Source organism: Variovorax pasteuri, from assembly GCF_051216435.1.
Taxonomy (GTDB): Bacteria; Pseudomonadota; Gammaproteobacteria; order Burkholderiales; family Burkholderiaceae_C; genus Variovorax.
On record NZ_JBPJZS010000010.1, the window covers coordinates 172,135 to 191,630 of the forward strand.

14 protein-coding genes are annotated in these 19,496 nt (G+C 68.2%); 10 read left to right on the forward strand and 4 right to left on the reverse strand.

Features of this window, described 5'->3' with window-relative positions; genetic code table 11:
- Positions 1-84: 84 nt before the first annotated feature.
- The 5 genes from ACSFBM_RS28870 (at position 85) to ACSFBM_RS28890 (ending at position 4,552) form a co-directional block, all read left to right on the forward strand.
- The gene (locus ACSFBM_RS28870; RefSeq protein ID WP_435487459.1) at positions 85-1,887 is read left to right on the forward strand and encodes a WS/DGAT/MGAT family O-acyltransferase; all 1,803 of its coding nucleotides are present in this window, start codon (positions 85-87) and stop codon (positions 1,885-1,887) included.
- Between the two features lie 81 nt (positions 1,888-1,968).
- Positions 1,969-2,523, forward strand: coding sequence for a hypothetical protein (locus ACSFBM_RS28875; RefSeq protein WP_435487460.1), 555 nt, complete (start codon positions 1,969-1,971; stop codon positions 2,521-2,523).
- Positions 2,524-2,605: 82 nt separating this feature from the next.
- Positions 2,606-3,028 carry a phasin family protein gene (locus tag ACSFBM_RS28880; protein WP_435487461.1) on the forward strand — a complete coding sequence of 141 codons (423 nt, stop codon included), beginning with the start codon at positions 2,606-2,608 and terminating at the stop codon, positions 3,026-3,028.
- Positions 3,029-3,048: 20 nt separating this feature from the next.
- On the forward strand, positions 3,049-3,684 hold the full coding sequence (locus ACSFBM_RS28885) for a TetR/AcrR family transcriptional regulator (protein ID WP_435487462.1): 636 nt from the start codon (positions 3,049-3,051) through the stop codon (positions 3,682-3,684).
- An 88-nt stretch (positions 3,685-3,772) separates the two neighbouring features.
- Positions 3,773-4,552 (forward strand): esterase/lipase family protein, encoded by a 780-nt coding sequence (locus ACSFBM_RS28890; RefSeq protein WP_435487463.1) that lies wholly within the window; start codon positions 3,773-3,775, stop codon positions 4,550-4,552.
- Positions 4,553-4,571: 19 nt separating this feature from the next.
- On the opposite strand, the gene ACSFBM_RS28895 is transcribed toward ACSFBM_RS28890, so the two are convergent.
- From ACSFBM_RS28895 to ACSFBM_RS28905, 3 genes are all read right to left on the reverse strand, one after another.
- Positions 4,572-7,802, reverse strand: coding sequence for a bifunctional cytochrome P450/NADPH--P450 reductase (locus ACSFBM_RS28895; RefSeq protein ID WP_435487464.1), 3,231 nt, complete (start codon positions 7,800-7,802; stop codon positions 4,572-4,574).
- Positions 7,803-8,227: 425 nt separating this feature from the next.
- Positions 8,228-9,484 (reverse strand): branched-chain amino acid ABC transporter substrate-binding protein, encoded by a 1,257-nt coding sequence (locus tag ACSFBM_RS28900; protein WP_435487465.1) that lies wholly within the window; start codon positions 9,482-9,484, stop codon positions 8,228-8,230.
- A 25-nt stretch (positions 9,485-9,509) separates the two neighbouring features.
- Positions 9,510-10,199, reverse strand: coding sequence for a TetR/AcrR family transcriptional regulator (locus ACSFBM_RS28905; protein WP_435487466.1), 690 nt, complete (start codon positions 10,197-10,199; stop codon positions 9,510-9,512).
- An 85-nt stretch (positions 10,200-10,284) separates the two neighbouring features.
- On the opposite strand from ACSFBM_RS28905, the gene ACSFBM_RS28910 reads away from it, so the two are divergent.
- The 4 genes from ACSFBM_RS28910 to ACSFBM_RS28925 all read left to right on the forward strand — a co-directional run bounded on the left by ACSFBM_RS28910 (position 10,285) and on the right by ACSFBM_RS28925 (position 17,133).
- Positions 10,285-11,940 carry an AMP-binding protein gene (locus ACSFBM_RS28910; RefSeq protein WP_435487467.1) on the forward strand — a complete coding sequence of 552 codons (1,656 nt, stop codon included), beginning with the start codon at positions 10,285-10,287 and terminating at the stop codon, positions 11,938-11,940.
- A gap of 10 nt (positions 11,941-11,950) precedes the next feature.
- Entirely contained in the window at positions 11,951-15,244 is a 3,294-nt protein-coding gene (locus ACSFBM_RS28915; protein WP_435487468.1) for a carboxyl transferase domain-containing protein, read from the forward strand.
- Between the two features lie 95 nt (positions 15,245-15,339).
- A complete protein-coding gene (locus ACSFBM_RS28920; protein WP_435487469.1) occupies positions 15,340-16,629 on the forward strand; it encodes an SGNH/GDSL hydrolase family protein in 1,290 nt (429 codons plus the stop codon).
- A 129-nt stretch (positions 16,630-16,758) separates the two neighbouring features.
- Positions 16,759-17,133 carry a YXWGXW repeat-containing protein gene (locus ACSFBM_RS28925; protein ID WP_435441062.1) on the forward strand — a complete coding sequence of 125 codons (375 nt, stop codon included), beginning with the start codon at positions 16,759-16,761 and terminating at the stop codon, positions 17,131-17,133.
- A 62-nt stretch (positions 17,134-17,195) separates the two neighbouring features.
- Here the strand turns inward: ACSFBM_RS28925 and purU are convergent, their stop codons facing one another.
- Complete coding sequence (purU, locus tag ACSFBM_RS28930) at positions 17,196-18,062, reverse strand: formyltetrahydrofolate deformylase (RefSeq protein ID WP_435441059.1); 867 nt, start codon at positions 18,060-18,062, stop codon at positions 17,196-17,198.
- A 70-nt stretch (positions 18,063-18,132) separates the two neighbouring features.
- Here purU and aptA point away from each other — a divergent pair, with 70 nt between their 5' ends.
- On the forward strand, positions 18,133-19,467 hold the full coding sequence (gene aptA / locus ACSFBM_RS28935) for an omega-aminotransferase AptA (protein ID WP_435487470.1): 1,335 nt from the start codon (positions 18,133-18,135) through the stop codon (positions 19,465-19,467).
- The last annotated feature ends 29 nt before the right edge of the window (positions 19,468-19,496 follow it).

Consider the following 19,496-nt stretch of genomic DNA (forward strand, 5'->3'; position numbering starts at 1 on the left):
AACACTGAAGAAGACGGGGCCCACGAACGCAATGCCCGCGCTATCCTGCCCCACGGCGCCAGCCCCACCTAGGAGACACAACACATGAAACACCTGAGCGGTCTTGATGCCACCTTCCTGCACCTGGAAACGCCGGAAATGCCGATGCACGTGGGCTCTCTCAACGTGCTCGACCTGCCCAAGGGCTACAAGGGCGACTTCTACGAAGACGCCAAGAACTTCATGGCCAGCCGCATCCACCTGGCCGACGTGTTCACGCGCAAGCTCGCGCTGATGCCCTTCGACATGTCCAACCCGGTGTGGGTGGACGACGAGGACATCGACCTCGACTACCACGTGCGCCACATCACCCTGCCCAAGCCCGGCACCAACCGGCAGTTGCAGCAGTACGTGGCGCGGCTGCATTCCACGCTCATCGACCGCAGCCGCCCCATGTGGGAGTTCTTCATCATCGACGGGCTGAAGAGCGGCCAGGTGGCGCTCTACACCAAGGTGCACCATGCGGGCATCGACGGGCAGGCCGGCGTGGAACTGGGCAAGGCCATCTTCGACCTCGAGGCCACCGGCCGCGTGGTGAAGCCGCCGCGTTCGCGCCCGCGCAGCAGCGGCTACCAGCTGGGCATGGCCGAGTTGGCCACCGCGGCGCTGCGCAACACCGCGCAGCAGTACGTGAAGCTCTTCAAGATGGCGCCGGCCATCGCGCGCGCCATCGGCGGGCTGGCCAAGCCCGACGAGAAGTCGGCCGAGAAGGACACGGCCGCCGCGCCGAAGAAGTTCAACCTGTTCGCGCCGCGCACCTCGCTCAACGTGTCGATCACCAACCAGCGCACCTTTGCCGGGCGCACCATCTCGCTGGCCGAGACCAAGTACGTCGCCAAGCATTTCGGCGTGTCGCTCAACGACGTGGTCATGGCCACCGTGGCCGGCGCGCTGCGGCACTACCTGGCCGACAACAACGAGCTGCCCGCCAAGCCGCTGGTGGCCGGCGTGCCGGTGAGCCTGCGCGAGGCGGGCGACAGCACGGCCAACAACCAGGCCAGCATGATCCTGGTGAGCCTGGCCACCGACATCACCGACCCGGTGCAGCGGCTGAAGGCCATCAACACGTCGTCGAACGCGTCGAAGTCGACCATGAACCGCTTCAAGGCGGTGATCCTGGACGACTTCCCGACCTTTGCCGCGCCCTGGCTGGTGTCGGGCATCGCGTCGATGGTGGGGCGCTCGGGCATCGTCAACCTGCTGCCGCCGGCGGCCAACGTGGCCATCTCGAACGTGGCGGGAGCGCCGTTCCCGATGTACTTTGCCGGCGCGCTGGTCACCTGCTACTACCCGGTGTCGATCGCCAGCCACGGCACGGCGCTCAACGTCACGGTGCAGAGCTACAACGGCCGCATGGACTACGGCCTGATCGCCTGCCGCCGCGCCGTGCCCGACATCACCGAGATCGGCGACTACATGCTGGCCGAGCACAAGTTGCTGATGGAACTGACGCAGAAGCACCCTGCCGCCGCCGGCGCGGCGCCCGCGCCCGCCCCGCCTAAGACGGTGGAGGAGCCGTCGGACGAGGAGGCGCCGGCCGTCGCCGCAAAGAAGACGCCTGCCGCCCGGAAGAAGGTGGCGGCCAAAGCGTCAGTGAAAGCGCCGGTGAAAGCGCCGGTGAAGGCCGCCGCCCCGAAGGCTCGCGTCAGGGCGACTGTGAAGGCGACCGCAAAAACGGCCGCCAAGGCGCCTGCCAGGGCCGCCGCAAAAAAGGTTGCTGCAAGGAAAGCCGCCGCGCCCAAGCCGCCGGCCCGCAAGGCGGCGCCGGCCAAGCGCGCCCGCGCCCCGCCTGCAGAAAGTTGGGGCAGTTGGACTAGTTTTCCGACCGTTCTAGTTTTCCAGGCCTAGGCCCCCGGGAAGAAGATAGGCTCATCGCGACAGAACCTCTCGGTTTCCTTCGCGAGCCCATCCACTTCAAAGGAAATCACCATGTCCACGCAAACCACCATCGCATCCGCAGCCGTCCACGTCGTCGGCCAGTACAACGACGCGGGCAAGACCCTGGTCGGCGCCTACCGCACCGGCGTGCACCGCCTACTGGGCGGCGCCGCTTCGCGCTACAGCAACTTCCTGGGCAGCCGCCAGATTCCGATGGTGAGCGAACAGGTGAAGGCCAACCTGATCGGCGCGCAAGAAAAGATCAACGGCTTCCTGGCCAACCGCCTGGACATCGACACCGGCCGCATCGTCTCCGTGATGGACCGCGTCGCAGCGGGCACCACCACCGGCATCGAAACGGTCGCCGGCCGCGTGGCGCGCGTCGAGTCGCCGGTCGTCACCTCGGTGATCAACGCCCTGGGCGCGCTGAACCAGCCGATCGCCACCGTCTCGGTGCAGATCGCCGACAAGATCGTCGCCGGCACCCGGCAGATCGAAGCCCGTGTGAGCGGCGCCGAAGAAGCCAAGCCGGTCCGCACGGTGAAGGCCAAGGCCGCCGCTGCCCGCAAGCCGGTTCGCCGCGCTGCGGCCCGCAAGGCCGCCTGACCCCCGGGGCGCCCGGCGCCCCTTTTCTTTTTCCTGGCATCTGGAGCACCGCATGGCGACCCGTCCTGAAGAAACTGCAAAGTTGAAGAAGAGGGCGGCGCCTGCGAAGAAGGTGCCGGCTGCCCGCAAAGCGGCCCCCCGCAAGGCGGCAACCGCAACGAAGAAGACCCCGGAGCCCGGCAAGGCCGAAGGCCTGCTGCGCGCGGGCCTGAAGGCGCTGGACACCGTGCGCAACGACGTCGCCAAGCGCCAGGCCAACGTGATCGAAGGCCTGCTCGGCATCCGGCAGGGCAAGGTCCCCAGCCTCGACAGCTTCGGCATCCGCAAGTTCGAGGACGTGTTCGACCAGCGGGTCGCCACCGCACTGGAGCGCCTGGGCATGCCGGGCGCGCAGGAGGTGCAGGCCCTGCGCGAGGAGGTCGCGCAGTTGCGCGAACGCGTGGCGCAACTCGAAGGCACCGCAGGCACCGGCGTTGCCGCCCCGCGCGGCCGCGCCAGGCGCTGAAGCCACGACACAAGCCGGTTGTGGCCAGTTCCAACACCACGCGCGATCGCATCCTGCAGGCCAGCCTCGCGCTGTTCAACGCGCAAGGCCTTGCCGCCGTGTCGACCCACAAGATCGCGGCCGAGCTCGGCATCAGCCCGGGCAACCTGCACTACCACTTCAAGGCCAAGCAGCTGATCGTCGAATGGCTGTTCCGGCGCTTCGAGCAGCGGCTGGAGGCCCTTAACGGCTCGTCGGTCGGCATTGCCGCCATCGACGACCTGTGGCTGGCGCTGCACCTGCGCTTCGAGGCCATCGACGCGTACCGTTTCATCTACCGCGACATGGCCTTCCTGGCCAGCGAATACCCGGCGCTGGGCCAGCGTGCCCAGGCCCTGACGGCGCACAACCTGCTGGCCGCGCAGGCGCTGTGCGAAGGCTTGGTGGCCTCGGGCGTGATCGAGACCAGCGCCGAGCAGGCGCGCATCCTGGCGCTGCAGATGGTGTTCACTACCACCTGCTGGCTGTCGTTCGAGCGGCTGGTGCCGGGGCGCGACGCGCTGGCGCAGGCCGACCCGGGCCTGGCGGCTTTCTACACGCTCACGCTCGTTTCGCCGTATGTTTCCAGCGAATCGAGGGCTTACCTCGATTACCTGAGGGGCAAATACCTCGGATAAATGACGTTGTTGTCCGACGGGGCATGGGCTGCCAGAGCCCCAACTTCGTCGTCAACAGACAAGAATCGGCAGACAAGGAACCCGCACCATGACCACCGCCACCCACGCCAAAGACACCATCGTCCCGCCGTCGCGCCTGCTGCTGCTGGCCGAAGCGCGCGCGCTCTGGGAAACCGGCGCCGGCATCGCCATGTGGCCGCTGCTGCAGCTCACGCCGCGCGGCGACGGGCACCCGGTGATCGTGCTGCCGGGCCTGGTGGCCGGCGACGGTTCCACGCTGCTGCTGCGCCGCTACCTGTGCAGCCGCGGCTACGACGCGCACGGCTGGGGCCTGGGCCGCAACCTCGGCCCGCGCGAAGGCGTGGAAGACGGCATGGTCGAGCTGCTGAAGACCCTGCACGAGAAGAACGGCGAGAAGGTCAGCGTCATCGGCTGGAGCCTGGGCGGCGTGTACGCACGGATGCTGGCGTCGTCGTATTCGCACATGATCCGCGACGTGATCACGCTGGGCAGCCCGTTCTCGGGCAGCCCGCGCGCCACCAACGCCTGGCGCGTGTACGAGGGCGTGAGCGGCCAGAGCTCGCACGACCCGCGCCGCATGAAGTTCGTGCAACCCACGCCGCCCGTGCCCACCACCTCCATCTTCAGCCGCACCGACGGCGTGGTGGCCTGGCGCTGCAGCATCGAGAAGACCGGCCCACAGTCGGAGAACATCGAGGTGATGGCCAGCCACCTGGGGCTGGGCGCGCACCCGGCCGTGCTCTATGCGGTGGCCGACCGGCTGTCGCAGGCCGAGGGCCAGTGGAAGCCCTTCAATCGCGGACTGTTGGGGCCGCTGGTCTACCCGGACCCGGACCGCGCAAGCTGACCTGCGAGCCTGGGCGAGGCTACGCGCCGGCCCACACGTCCAGCACGTAGCGCTGGTCCGCAATCATCTTGTCCATCCACGCCGCGCTGTCGTGCCCATGCTCGCGCGCCAGGTCGCTCAGCGTGCGGCGCACGTCCGGCTCCATGCGAGAGCCGTCGCCGCACACGTAGACCACGGCACCCGCTTCCAGCAGCTTCCAGACTTCGGCCCCCTGCTCGCGGATCAGGTCCTGCACGTAGACCTTGCGCTCGCCCGAGCGCGAGAACGCCGTGTGCAGCTTCATCACGCCGCGGTGCGCCCAGCCCTTCAGCTCCTCGGCATAGATGAAGTCCTGCGCCGGATGCCGGCAGCCGAAGAACAGCAGCGCCTCGCCCAGCGAATGGCCGGCCTCGATCTGCGCCGCGCGCTCTTGCAGGAAGCCGCGGAACGGCGCCAGCCCCGTGCCCGGGCCGACCATGATCAGCGGGCGGCTCGCATCCTCGGGCAGGCGGAAGCCCTCGGCCGTGGTCTCGCGCACCACGCCATGCACCGTGTCACCGGCTTCGGCGCGCGCCAGGAAGTTGGAGCACACGCCTTCGAAGGTGCCCATGCCCGAGCGCGCCGGTTCCCGCACCACTCCCACCGTCACGCTGCAGCGGCCCGGTGTCATCGTCGGCGATGAAGAGATGGAGTAGTAGCGCGGCGACAGCGGCGACAGCATTTCCAGGAACACTGCAAACGGCACCTGGCAGGCGCGGTGTTCCTCGAGCAGGTCGAGCAGCGACTTGCGCTTGTGCAGCACCTCGGCCTTGTACGCCGCCTGCGAGGCCTCGTCGCTGCCCGACAGCGCCACCAGCTTCGGCTTGGTGAACGGGCATTCGGTGTACGCCGCGAGCGTCGCGATCTGCTTGCGCGTGGCCACGTCCTGCAGCTCGACGTAGTCGCCCAGCAGCCGGTCGACGGCAATCACCTGCTCCACCGGCAGCGCCGCCTTGCGCCCCGCGCCCGCATGCAGGCGCACATGCGCCGTGCGGTCGAAGCCGAAGCGCGCCATTGCGCGCTCGACCTGCGCCGGGCTGTTGCGCGGCACCACGCTCAGGTGGTCGCCGGCACGGTAGATCAGGCCCTCGGGCAGCATCAGCTCGACGTGGCGCGTGGAGCGGCCGGCCTCGCCGTGCACACCGCCATCGGCCGGGCTCTGCAGCTCGCGGTTCTCGATGACGCGCAGCGCCACCGCGCCCAGCGCATCGACGATCGCGTTCTTCTGCGGCGGCGGCAGTTCTTCCAGCGTGTACAACGGCTCGCTCTGCGCGGGCGTGTCGGCGCCGGTCTTGATGTCGAAGGCCTTCACCAGCTCGGGCCACAGCGCGTCGCTCCAGTCCTGGAAGGCGCCGTCCATGTCCTCGCGCGCATCGCCTTCGCCGCGCGGATGCACGCGCGTGGCGCCGAGCGCCTCGAGCCGCTCGTCGATGCGGCGCGGCACGGCCTGGTAGGTGGCGGCCCAGTCGGTGTTGCCGCAGCCGAACACGCTGAAGCGCACGCCGTTGAGCGCGTCGTCGGCCTTGTGGAGCCAGCGGTGGAACTCGGCCGCGTTGTCGGGCGCCACGCCGTTGTACGAGGCGCAGACGATCGCCACCGCGCCGTTGGCCGGCAGGCGCTCGGCGTAGTCGTCGAGCGAGGCCAGCTGCGTCGAGAAGCCGCGCAGCTCGCCGGCCTCGGCCAGCTGCCGCGCCAGGTCTTCGGCGGTGCCGAGGTTGGAGCCCTGCAGCACCAGCAGCGAGGTGCCGTGGCGCGCGGCCTGCGGCTTGCGCACGGCCGGCTGCGTGGGCTGCACCGGCGCCGCCGCCGCGTCGGTCATGTTGCCGCGCGGCCGCGTGGCCGGGTCGCGCAGCAGCGCCTTGATCCTGAAGCCCTCGGGCTTGATGGTGAGCGCCTCCTTGATCTTCAGCTGGTAGCCCGCGTGGTCCACCAGGTTGAAGCGCTGCAGGATCATGCCCAACGTGAGCACCGCCTCCTGCAGCGCGAACTGCCGCCCGATGCAGGCGCGCTGCCCGTTGCCGAAAGGCTTGAAGGCGTTGACCGGCCGCTCGCGCTCGGCCTCGCGGCTGAAGTTGTCGGGGTTGAACTGGTCTGCGTTCTCGCCCCAGATGCCCTTGTCACGGTGCAGCGCCAGCGCGTGCATGATGACCATGTTGTTCTTCTTGATCGTGTACTGCCCGCCGATCGTCGTGTCTTCCTTGGCGCGCATCGAGATGGCCGGCGCGGTGGGAAACAGGCGCAGCGACTCCTTCAGCACCTGCATCACGTACTGCAGCCGGTTGACCTGCGCGTAGGTGGGCTTCTGCGTGGTGTCGGGGCCGAACACGTTGTCGACCTCGGCCTGCGCCTTGGCCAGCGCCTCGGGGTTGTTCAGCAGGAAGTAGATGGCGAAAGAGAGCAGCCCGCTGGTGGTCTCGTGCCCCGCGATGAGGAATTCGATGCACTCGTCGCGGATCATCTTGTCGGAGAGCTTCTCGCCGCTCTTCTTGTCCACGCCCGCGATCATGTAGCTCAGCAGGTCGGGCTTGGTGGCAATGTCGGCACCGCTCGCGCGCCGCTCCTCGATAATGTCTTCCACCATCTTGTGCATGTAGCGGATGTCCTTGCGCTGCTGCGCCAGCTCCTTCTTCAGCATCAGTTCTTCGAGCGGCAGGCCGCGGCGGTTCTGCACCGTCTCCAGGGTGCGCACCATCGCGTCGACGAAGGGGTGGAAGCCCTCGCGGTAGAACGAGTTGAAGCGGTAGCCGAAGCCGCACAGGCCGATGGTGTCCAGCGTGAGTGCGGTCATGTCGCGCACCACGTCCACCTCTTCGTCGAAGTTCAGCCGCTCCCACTTGGTGACCAGCTGGCCCGCGATGTCCAGCATCATCGGGTGGTAGGCCTGCATGGCCCGCTGGCTGAAGTTGGCCAGCAGGATGTTGTGCGGCTTCGACCAGGTCTCCTCGTGCGTGTCCGACGTGAACAGGCCGTGCGATGCGGCGCGCAGCCGCCGCAGCGCGCCGCGTGTGCTCTTGTCGAAGCGCGGTTCCTCGCACAGTTCGTCGACCAGCGCGGGCGAGGACACCACGATCACCGGCATGCCCGGCATGTCGAGCCAGTAGATGCCGCCGAGCTCTTTCGCGATCTTCCACATGTCGAGCACGGGGGAGTCGGAGCCGATCGACAGCAGGTTGCCGACGAAGGGCTTCTTCGCCGGATGCGGGATCGGGTAGAGCGAGTTTTTGCCTGCCATGGTCTGTCGTGCCTTTGGAGTGGACCCGCTTCGGATATCCGGGACGTAACAACCGGAGTATCCCGACGGCACAGGGCGTGGGCAGGGCGGGGATTCCCTTAGGTCCTCCCTTGAAAGCCGGAGAGGGGCGGGTGCTTCAAGGAGCGCTCACGCCGACGGGGTACCTTGCTCCGCGAATGTCCCCCGGCCTGCGGCCTCCTCCTTTATTTCGCTGCGCAAAGGCACCCCATCGGCGTGAGCGTTGTCAGCAGCGGTTGTTGATCAGCCGCAAACCGACAGCGTGCCCGGGTGAACAGGGCGTCGGGTGCTCCCCGCAGCGAAATAAAGGAGGAGCGAAGCGGGGGACATTCGCGGAGGGGAGTACCCGGCGGCCTGTTCACACGCCCTGAACAGCAGCGCCTGATGAACCACGGCGCCCCGAAGACTCAAGGCCGGACCATCTTGCAATCAGTCCCCTGTGCCAGTTCGTTCCCCGTATAGACAGCATCGGTGCGAAAGCCGTAGTTGGTGCCTTCCCAGCCCACCTTCACCGTCTTGCCGTCCACCGGCGCGATGGTGTTGACCACCTGCGGCAGCAACAGCTGATGGTCTTCGCCCCGCATGCGCACCGGGCCGACCACCGAGTCGAAGCTCAGGTCTTCCAGCGCCCGCGCCACCTTCACTGTGTCGACGCTGCCCGCCTTGTCGATGGCAGCGGCCAGCAGGCGCGGCGTCATGTCGATGCGCGGCGCGAGAAAGTCCTTGCCCGTCTTGGCCTTGTAGGCCTTGGCCAGCGCATCCACCTTCGGCGTGTCGGCCTCGCCCGGGTGCCACTCGGCCACCCAGGTCAGCTGGCCCAGCTTGGCTTGCGACACCGCCGTCACCGTGCCCGGCACCGAGCCCGCGCTGTGGTTGAAGTAGCGCAGGTTGTAGCCCGCGTCGCCCGCCGCCTTCAGCAGCAGCGTCATGTCCTGGCCCCAGTTGCCGGTGATCACCGAGTCGGCACCGCTCTGCTTCACGTTGGCGATGTAGGGCGCGAAGTCCTTCACGCGGCCGATGGGGTGCAGCGTTTCGCCCACGAACTGGATGTCGGGGCGCGCCAGGCCCACCAGCTGGCGGCCGTAGCTCGCCCACTGCTTGCCGTGCGCGTAGTCCTGGTTGAGCAGGTAGACCTTCTTCACGTCCGGCGTCTTCTTGATGTAGTTGGCCAGCGCCTTCATCTTCATCGCCGTGTTGGCCTCGGTCTGGAAGTGCCAGAAGCTGCAGGCCTTGCCGGTCATCTCCGGGTCGATGGACGAGTGGTTCAGCACGATCAATTCCTTGCCCGGGTTGCGCTGGTTCCAGCGCGCCACCGACTGCACCAGCGCCGTGACCACCGAGGAGCCCGAGCCGCCCGTCACGATCGCCTTCGCGCCCTGGTCGATGGCCGCCTGCAGCGCGCTCTGGCTTTCCTGCGCGGAGAGCTTGCTGTCGAACTGCAGCAGCTGCAGCTTCGTGCCGCCGAGCACGCCGCCCTTGGCGTTGATGTCCTCGATGGCGTACTGCGTGTGCATCAGCATCAGCTCGCCGACGTTGGCGAAGGGGCCCGAGAGCGGGTCGATGTAGGCGATCTTGTAGGTCTGCTGTTGCGCATTCGCGGCACCCGCTGTGGCAATCAGGCAGGCAAGGGCGATCCGCGCCAGGGGCGCATTCTTCAGCTTCATGGTGTGTTGTCTCCGGGGATGGTGGTCAGTTCTTCGCCTGCAGCCCGATCACGCGGCCGGCCAGCCTGGTGAGCTCGGCCACCACCTCGTCGGGCGACAGGCGCCCGCCCGGGCGGTACCAGCTGTACAGGAAGCCCGGCAGGCTGCAGGCCGCGAGCGCGGTGATCTTGGTCTCCGCAAAGTCGAGGTCGCCGTCGCGCCGCGCTTCCTCGAGCAGCGGGCACAGCAGGTCGTAGAAGTGGTGCGCCAGCTTCTTCTGCGCAGCGATGTATTCGGGCCGGTACACCTGCGGCTCGCGGTACGCGAAGAAGGCGCAGGGGTGGTGCGCGATGGTCGCGCGAATCAGCCCTTCGATGCCTTCGATCACTTTCTCGCTGGCGCGGCGCGGGTCGCCGGCCGCGAAGTCCAGCGCGGTGAAGCAGTCGACCGCGGGGCGCCAGGAGAGCGTTTCGAAGATCTCCTGCTTGTCGCGGAAGTAGTAATACACGAAGGGCTTGGTCACGCCCAGCGCGCGCACGATCTGCGCCATGGTGGTGTTCGCGTAGCCCTGCGCCGCGAACAGCTGCGCGGCCGCCTGCAGGATGCGCTCGCGCTGCACGTCGGTGCTTTGCGTGGCCGCGCGCTGGCGGCCGGTGCCCTGCGGAAGGTGCGGCTGTGCCGTGGTTTCGCTCTGGTCTCCAGAGGGTTTGTGCCGTGTCGCGGAAGTTATACCCATGGGTAGGATTGTTCGTGCACCATGCGGCATTGGCAAGCGCCCGCCATGCGTGGGCGGCTATCGATAACCCTGAGAAAGAGACGCCATGGAGACAAACAAGCCCGCAGCGCAGAACCTGCGCGAACTGCCGCCGCGCACCGAGCAGCCGCTGCACGAGTACCTGCGCGGCCATGCGCGCGAACGCGGCGACAGCGCGGCCTGCATCTGGTACGGCCGTGCCCTCAGCTGGGCCGAGCTCGACCGCGCGAGCGACGCCTTCGCCGCGCGACTGCAGGCCCTGGGCGTGGCCAAGGGCGAGCCGGTGGTGCTCTTCCTGAACAACTGTCCGCAGTACCTGGTCGCGCATTTCGGCATCCAGAAGATCGGCGCCATCGTCTGCCCGAGCGGCCCGCTGAACAAGGAGCACGAGCTGGCCTACCAGGTCAACGACCTGAAGGCACGCGTGATCGTCGCGGCCGCACCGCTGCTGCCGGTGGTGCGCAAGGTGCAGCCCGCCAGCGCGCTCGCGCATGTGTTCGTGGTGCACTACGCCGACCTGCTGCCCGCCGAGCCGACGCCCGACCTGCCGGCCGAACTGGCGGCGGAGCTCGCCGCCCAAGGCAAGGCCGAACGCAGCGTGCCGCCGGACTGCGAAGACTTCCTCGCGGTGATGGGCACCGATGCGAAGCCTCGGCCCGTCGCCCTCGGCATGGACGACATCGCGCTCATGACCTACACCTCGGGCACCACGGGCCTGCCCAAGGGCGCGATGCTGAGCTACGGCAATGCGCTCTTCAAGACGCGCGCCGCGGCCGACTGCAACGGCGTGGGCCCGGCCGACGTGCTGCTGTCCATCGCGCCGCTGTATCACATCGCCGGCATGCTGATGGGCGTCAACGTGCCCGTTCTGAGCGGCGCGACTTCGGTGCTGCTGCACCGCTTCGATCCGCATGCGGTGCTGCAGGCCATCGCCACGTACAAGGTGAGTTGGTGGTACAGCATCGCGCCGATGAACGTGGCCTGCATGCAGGTGCCCGGCATCGCCGGCTTCGACCTGTCGAGCCTGAAGATGAACCCGGTGACCAGCTTCGGCATCACCTTCACCGAGCCGCTCGCGCGGCAGTGGCGCGCGCATGCGCCGAACTGCACCTCGTTCGAGGCGGCTTACGGCCTCAGCGAAACCCACACCTGCGACACCTACACGCCGCACCACGCGCCGCGCTGGGGCACGCAGGGCATCGCGGTGCCGGGCGTGACCATTCGCATCATCGACACCGACACGCAGGCCGACATGCCCGTGGGCGAGGTCGGCGAGATCGTGCTGACCAGCCAGGGCACGTTCAAGGGCTACTGGAACAAGCCCGAGGCCACGGCCGCCACCTTGCGCAACGGATGGGTGCACACCGGCGACATGGGCAAGCTCGACGCCGACGGCTACCTCACCTTCATCGGCCGCTTCAAGGAAATGATCAAGGTCTCGGGCTACAGCGTGTTCCCGGAAGAGGTCGAGGCCATCCTCATCAAGCATCCGGCGGTGGCGCAGGCGGCCGTCGTTGCGCAGCCCGACGCCGAGAAGGGCGAGGTCGTCAAGGCCTTCATCGTGCGCAAGCCCGGTGCCACGCTGGAGGCCGATGCGCTGGTGGCCTGGGCGCGCGACAACATGGCGAGCTACAAGGCGCCGCGCGCCGTGCGCTTCATCGAGGCATTGCCCACCACGGGCGCGGGCAAGGTGCTGCGCCGCCTGCTCAAAGACCCCAACTGAGAGGTTCCGTTTGTTTTCCAAAGTTCTGATTGCCAACCGCGGCGAGATCGCCGTTCGCCTGGTGCGCGCGCTGCGCGACCTGGGTCTTGCCAGCGTGGCGGTGCATGCGCGCGACGACGCTGCCGCCCTGCATGTGCAGCTGGCCGACACCGCCGTCGCGCTCGATGCGACCGGGCCGTCCGCGTACCTCGATGTCGCCGCGCTGATCGCGGTGGCGAAGGCGCAGGGCTGCGATGCGGTGCATCCCGGCTACGGCTTCCTCAGCGAGCGGGCCGACTTCGCGCAGGCCTGCGCGGACGCCGGCCTGGTCTTCATCGGCCCCACGCCCGAGCAGCTCGGCCTGTTCGGCGACAAGGCGCGCGCGCGTGCGCTGGCCGTGCAATGCGAGGTGCCGGTGATGCCGGGCAGCGCGGGCGCGGTCACGCTCGCGCAGGCGCAGGCCTTCTTCGCCGAGCAGCATGCGCAGGGCGCGGGCGTGATGGTCAAGGCCATCGGCGGCGGCGGCGGGCGCGGCATGCGCGCGGTATTGAGCGCGCAGGAGCTGCCCGAGGCGCATGCGCGCTGCATGTCCGAAGCCAGGGCGGCGTTCGGCATTGAAGGCGTGTACGTCGAGCGGCTGATGCGCAACGCGCGGCACATCGAGGTGCAGGTGCTGGGCGACGGCACCGCCGTGGCCAGCCTGGGCGAGCGCGAGTGCACGCTGCAGCGGCGCTTTCAAAAGCTCGTGGAGATCGCGCCCAGCCTTTCGCTGCCCGAAGCCCTGCGCGCGCAGGTCACGCAGGCGGCGCTGCGCATGGCGAAGACGGTCGGCTATCGCGGCCTTGGCACCTTCGAGTTCCTGGTCGATGCGGCATCGGCGACGCTGCCCTTCGTCTTCATCGAGGCGAACCCGCGCCTGCAGGTCGAGCACACGGTCACCGAAGCGGTGACCGGCCTGGACCTGGTGCAACTGCAGATTGCCGTGGCCGGCGGCCAGTCGCTGGGCGAACTCGGCGTGGAGGCCGACCGCACCGCGCCGCAGCGCGGCTTCGCGCTGCAGTGGCGCATCAACGCCGAGACGCTCGACGCGCAGGGCAACGCGCGGCCATCCAGCGGCACGCTCACGCGCTTCGACCTTCCGTCGGGCCCTGGCGTGCGCGTCGACACGCACGGCTACGCGGGCCTGGCGCCTTCGCCGCACTACGACACGCTGCTGGCCAAGCTCATCGTGCAGTCGCCGTCGCCGCGTTTCGAAGACGCGCTGCGCCGCTCGCTGCGCGCGCTGGACGAGTGCCACATCGAAGGCATTGCCACCAACCTGTCGCTGCTGCGCGCGATCGCGGCACGGCCGGAGTTCGCGACGCAGGCGGTGCACACGCGCTTCGTGGAAGCGCACCTGGGCGACCTGCTGGCCGGCGCGGCCTTGCTCGAAAAGACGACCAGGAAGACGGTGGCGGCACCGGTTGTGCAAGCGGTCGCTGCCGACGACGGCTCGGACGAGCTGACCGTGAAGGCACCGATGCCCGCGCGCCTCGTGCAGTTCGAGGTCGAGGTGGGCGACGTGCTGCCCGCCGGCGCACAGCTCGGCGTGCTCGAGGCGATGAAGATGGAGCACCTGCTGCATGCGCCCGTGGCCGGCCGCGTGGTTGCGCTGCTGGCCGCACCCGGGGACTATCTCGTCGAAGGCCAGTCGCTGGTGCAGCTGGAGGCCGTCGATGCGCAGGCCGTGCAAGCCGAGGCGCGCACCGCGCACGACCTCGGCGCGATCCGTCCCGACCTGCGCAAGGTCATCGACCGTCACGCACCCACGCTGGACGCCAACCGCAAGGCGGCCGTCGACAAGCGCCACGCACAGGGCGGACGCACCGCGCGCGAGAACATCGCCGACCTGTGCGACACCGCATCGGACCCCGGCAGCTTCATCGAGTACGGTGCGCTCGCCATCGCCGCGCAAACGCGCCGCCGCACGCTCGAAGACCTGATCGCCAACACGCCCGCCGACGGCATGGTCACCGGGCTGGGCAGTGTCAACGCGAAGCTGTTCGGCCCCGAGGCGTCGCGCTGCGCCGTGCTGGCCTACGACTACACGGTGCTGGCCGGCACGCAGGGCATGCGCAACCACCACAAGACCGACCGGCTGCTGGCGGTGGCGCATCAGCTCAAGCTGCCGGTGGTGCTGTTCGCCGAAGGCGGCGGCGGGCGGCCGGGCGACACCGACATGCCCATCGTCGCGGGCCTGAACAACCACACCTTCAGCCAGTTCGCGGCGCTGTCGGGCAAGGTGCCTGTGGTGGGCATCGTGCACGGCCGCTGCTTCGCGGGCAACGCGGCGCTGCTGGGCTGCGCCGACGTGATCATCGCCACCAGGGGCAGCAACATCGGCATGAGCGGCCCCGCGATGATCGAGGGCGGCGGCCTGGGCACCTTCGCGCCCGAGCAGATCGGCCCGAGCAGCGTGCAGTCGCGCAACGGCGTGATCGACATCCTGGTGGAAGACGAAGCGGCGGCCGTGGCTGCAGCGAAGCAGTACCTCTCGTACTTCCAGGGGCCGACCACCGGCTGGCAATGCGCCGACCCGCGCACGCTGCGCCACGTGGTGCCCGAGAACCGGCTGCGCGTGTACGACGTGCGGGCCGCGATGCGCGGCGTGGCGGACACCGGCTCGCTGCTCGAACTGCGTGCGGGCTTCGGTGCCGGCATCGTCACCGCGCTGGCACGCATCCAGGGCCGGCCGGTCGGGCTGATCGCCAACAACCCGCACCACCTCGGCGGTGCCATCGACGTGGAAGCGGCCGACAAGTCCGCGCGATTCATGCAGCTGTGCAATGCGCACGGCCTTCCAATTGTGTCGTTGTGCGACACGCCGGGCTTCATGGTCGGGCCCGAGATCGAGGCGCAGGCGCAGGTGCGCCATGTGTGCCGCATGTTCATGGTGGCCTCGCATTTGCGCGTGCCGTTCTTTGCCGTGGTGCTGCGCAAGGGCTACGGCCTGGGCGCGCAGGCGATGACGGCGGGCGGCTTCGATGCGCCCGTGTTCACGGTGGCCTGGCCCACTGGCGAATTCGGCGCGATGGGGCTGGAAGGCGCCGTCCGATTGGGTTTCCGCAAGGAACTGGCTGCCGTGCCGGAGGGTGCGGAACGCGACGCGCTGTTCAAGCAGCTCGTGGCCCAGCAGTACGAGAACGGCGAGGCGATCCACATGGCGCAGACGCTGGAGATCGACGCGGTGATCGACCCCGCCGACACGCGCACCTGGTTGGTGCGGGGGCTTGAATCGGCCACGCGCGCGCCGCAGCCGGTCTCGCCCTATGTGGACACTTGGTAACCACGTGGCTAGGCCTCGTCACGCAAGGGTCAAAGGAGCTGCCTACACTCAGCGGCTTTGCCTGCATGACATTGGTTTCACGTTGGTTGGCTCATGTGCGCGAATTTGCCCTCGCGCACGGGCTGGCCGCTTTCTGCCTGGCTGCGCTGGCTTTCGGCGTCCAGGCCATTCCCTCCCAGAACACGCCCAAGCAACCCGCCGATGCGCATTGGGTGGCGGCTTGGGCGGTGGCTCCGCTGGACTTTCGCGAGCTGGCCGCCAACCCGGCCGTCGGCGAGTTGCCCGGTCTGGCCGGCAATGCCTTCCACGCGCAGACGCTGCGCCAGTTGCTGCAGCCCACGCTGGACGCCGAGCACATTCGCATCCGCTTTTCGAATCGCTTCGGCAAGGTGCCGATGCGCATTGCGGCGGCGAGCGTGGCACGCAGCACCGGGGCGGATGCGTTCTCGCCCACCTCGCTGCGCATGCTGCGTTTCGGCGGGCGCACGAGCCTCACCCTCGCGCCCGGCGCGGATGCCTGGAGCGACGGCGTGGACCTGAAGATCGAAGCGGGGCAGGCCGTCGCGGTCAGCGCTTTCTTCGACGGCACCACGCCCGCTGCCACCGTGCACCTGCAATCGCCCGACACAAGCTGGGTGGTGAACGGCAATGCGGTCGCAACGCCGAAGCTGCGCGGCGCGACCAAGCTGGGACTCAACCACGTCATCACCGGGCTGGACGTGCTGACTTCCAAGGCCGTGCGCACGGTGGTGGCCTTCGGCGACTCGATCACCGCGGGCGGTGCCCAGTCCACCGAGGGCGCCTACCCGGAGCTGCTGGCCACGCGCCTGCGCGACGGACCGCATGCGCAGGAGGACGTGGCTGTGCTCAATGCGGGCATCGGCGGCAATCGCCTTCTGCTCGACGGCATCGGTCCGAGCGGGCTCTCGCGTTTTGCACGCGATGCGCTGGGGCAAAGCAGCGTGACGCACGTGATCGTGCTGCTCGGAACCAACGACATCGGCCGCAGCGTCATGTCGGGCATGCCCGGCATGGCCGTCGCACAGCGTGACCTGCCGACCACCGAGCGCATCACCGAAGGGCTGGAGCAGCTCGTCAAGCAGGCGCGCGCCAAGGGTGTGAAAGTGCTCATCGGGACGGTGCCGCCGTTCAAGAACACGCCGTATTGGAACGAAGGCAACGAGGCCATGCGCAATGCCGTCAACCGGTGGATTCGCAACCTGCAGGACGTCGACGGCGTCATCGACTTCGACGCCGCGCTGCGCGATCCGGCCGATCCGCAGGCGCTCAACCCCCAGTTCGACAAGGGCGACCATCTGCACCCCAACAAGGCCGGGCACGCGGCGATGAGCGCCGCCATCGACCTCAAGGAACTGCAAGAGTGAGCGCTCGCGAGGCGTCGACGGCCTCGTGAACATGCGTCACAGCTCCACACAAGACTTCGCGCCCCGCTTACAGGCGGTTCACATGGACTGTGCAGGATAAGGGCTCCTACAACTCATGAGGAGTCCTTCATGAAAACAATCGCATTGGCTCTTTCCATCGGCGCTGCTTCGCTCCTGTCGGTGGGTGCATTGACCGTTCCCATGGCCGCGCAGGCGCAACCGCTGGTTGCGGTGCAGGTGGCACCGCCTCCGCCGCGTTTCGAACGCGTGCCGCCGCCGCGACGCGGCTACGTGTGGGCGCCGGGGCACTATGAATGGCGTGGCGGCCGCCACGCATGGGTGGGTGGTGTGTGGGTGCGTGCCCGTCCGGGCTATGCCTACCGCGCGCCGGAATGGCGCCAGGAAGGCGGCCGCTGGCAATACAGCGCCGGGCGCTGGGACCGTGACGGCGACGGCGTGCCGAACCGCTACGACCGCCGGCCGAACAATCCGAACCGGAACTGACGGCGCAGCAAGAAGCAGTGGCAAGGGGCCTGCCTCCGAAGTGGAGGCAGGCCTTTTTCACATCAGCGGAACACCACCGTGCGGTGACCGTTCAGCAGCACGCGGTGCTCGCTGTGCCACTTCACCGCGCGGGCCAGCACCTGGGTCTCGGTGTCGCGGCCGCGGGCCGTGAGGTCTTCGACCGTGGCGGTGTGGTCGGCGCGGGCCACGTCCTGTTCGATGATCGGGCCCTCGTCGAGATCGGCCGTCACGTAGTGGGCGGTGGCACCGATGAGCTTCACGCCGCGGTCGTGCGCCTGGTAGTAAGGCTTGGCGCCCTTGAAGCTGGGCAGGAACGAGTGGTGGATGTTGATGGCGCGCCCGGCCAGGTTGCGGCAGAGGTCGTTGCTCAATATCTGCATGTAGCGCGCCAGCACCACCAGCTCGGCACCTTCGGCCTCGATGATCTCCAGCTCCTTGGCCTCGGCCTGCGCCTTGGTCGCGGCCGTCATCGGAATGTGGTGGAAGGGCACGTTGTAGCTGGCGGCCAGCTGGTAGAAGTCGCGGTGGTTCGAGATGATGGCGCGCACGTCGATGGCCAGAAGGCCGCTCTTCCAGCGGAACAGCAGGTCGTTGAGGCAATGGCCTTCCTTGCTCACCAGGATCACCGTCTTCATCGGCTCGGCGGCGGCGTGCAGCTGCAGGGTCATGCCGAAGCCGGCACCGAAGGTCTTCAGTTCCTCGCGCAGCACCGCGTCGCTGTGCGCGCCGCCTGCAAAGCGCACCCGCATGAAGAACAGGCCGGTGCCGTGGTCGTTGTACTGGGCGGCCTCTTCGATGTTGGCGCCGCGTTCGAGCAGGAAGCCCGACACGGCGTGCACGATGCCCGTCCGGTCGGGGCAGGAGAGGGTGAGGATGTAGGCGGGCGAGGAAGGCGTAGTGGTCGTCATCAGGGGCGTCATTGTGGCAGGGGTGCCAGAATCATCATTTTCGTCCACCACATACCCGCAGGAGCGAGACATGGCCCACCAGGACTTCAGCATGGACAACCAGTGGTTGCCCTTCACCCCCAACCGTCACTTCAGGAAAGACCCGCGGGTGTTCGTCGCGGCCGACGGCATGGAGTTCACCACCCACGACGGCAAGAAGGTGATCGACGGCATCTCCTCGCTGTGGTGCGTGGGCGCGGGCCACAACCGCAAGCCCATCAACGAAGCCATCAAGAAGCAGCTCGACACGCTCGACTACGCCACCGCCTTCCAGGTCAGCAACGACCGCGCCTTCGAGGCGGCGGAGCGCATTGCCGCGCTGGCGCCGGGCGACCTCAACAAGGTGCTGTTCTGCAACTCGGGCAGCGAGGCGGCCGACACCTCGATGAAGGTGGCGCTGGCCTACCACCGCGCGCGCGGCGAAGGCCACCGCAACGTGTTCATCGGCCGCGAAAAGGGCTACCACGGCGTGGGCTTCGGCGGCATGTCGGTGGGCGGCATTCCGGGCAACCGCAAGGTGTTCGGCTCGGCCTTCCTGCCGCGCGTGGACCACATGCGCTTCATTCACGACCCGGTGAACCACGCCTACATCCACAACGAGGAACCGGTGTGGGCCGAAGACCCGCTGGTCGAGCTCGAGACGCGCATCCTGCCGCTGCACGACGCGAGCAACATCGCCGCGATCATCGTGGAGCCGGTGGCCGGCTCGGCCGGCTGGTACCTGCCGCCCAAGGGCTACCTGAAGCGCCTGCGAGAAATTTGCGACAAGCACGGCATCCTGCTGATCTTCGACGAGGTCATCACCGGCTTCGGGCGCATGGGCACCAACTTCGCGTCGGACTACTACGGCGTGGTGCCCGACATGCTGAACTTCGCCAAGTGCGTGACCAACGGCGTGATTCCGCTGGGCGGCGTGATCTGCCGCGACAAGCTCTACGACGCGATGATGAAGACCGACGCACCCGAGCACGTGGTGGAGTTCTTCCACGGCTACACCTACTCGGGCCATCCGGTGGCGTGCGCCGCGGCCGTTGCCACGCTCGACCTGTTCAAGCAGGAAAACCTGTTCTCGCGCGCCGGCGAAATGGGCAAGGTGCTGGGCGATGCCTTCCACAGCGCCTTCAAGGGCCTGCCCAACGTCATCAGCATCCGCAGCCTCGGCCTGGCCGCGGCGGTGGAGCTCGCGCCCATCGCGGGCCTGCCGGGCAAGCGCGCTTATGACATTTTCCTGGACTGTTTCCACAAGGGTGCGTTGGTGCGGGCCGCGGGCGACGTGCTGGTGATCGCGCCGCCGTACATCGTGGAGAAGTCGCACATCGACAGGCTGGTGAACACGCTGGCCGATTCGATCAAGGCGCACGCCTGATCGACTGAGCCGGCCGTTTTGGGGCGTTT